This window comes from Acinetobacter sp. ESBL14 (assembly GCF_036668815.1).
GTDB classification, from domain to species: Bacteria; Pseudomonadota; Gammaproteobacteria; order Pseudomonadales; family Moraxellaceae; genus Acinetobacter; species Acinetobacter gyllenbergii.
On sequence record NZ_JAZEVS010000033.1, the window covers coordinates 1 to 531 of the forward strand.

Consider the following 531-nt stretch of genomic DNA (forward strand, 5'->3'; position numbering starts at 1 on the left):
CACCTGTTGTCGAATCAATGGTCGTGTTGCCACCAACAAGATTTTTCACATTGTTCGCAGTATTGAATAATTGACTGCCATTCACTGCATCTGTTGATGCTGCATTTACAGCACCCGCTTTAACGTTGGTAATCGTTGTACCACCAGCACCTGCAAGCGTGATCTTGTCTTTAGTCGTTGCATCGTCATATTTAACTGCTGCATCGTCTAATGTACCCAACTTGCCATCAACTGCTGCCAACTGGTCTTCAGTCGCCGCTTGACCTGATACCGCTGTGCCATTCCACGTCTTATTGCTTAAACCACCAATGGTATTGGTTGTGCCATCAATCTTAACTTTAGTGGCACCACTGCCAACATTGATTGCATCTTTAACATTCAACGTGTCGCCTAAGCCCAGTTGAACTCCGCCTGCAACTGTCGTGCTGGTAATGTTGCTATCACCTTTAACATTGATATCACTACCCAAGGCATAGTTGTTCTTGCCTGTTGTGCCACCAAAGTTGATGCCTTTGTCTGCTGTTGCTTTAA

At 45.2% G+C, this 531-nt stretch carries 1 pseudogene; it reads right to left on the minus strand.

Annotation, left to right across the window (positions count from 1 at the left end):
- A pseudogene (locus V6E90_RS21480) lies at positions 1–531 on the minus strand (YadA-like family protein); the annotation flags it as partial.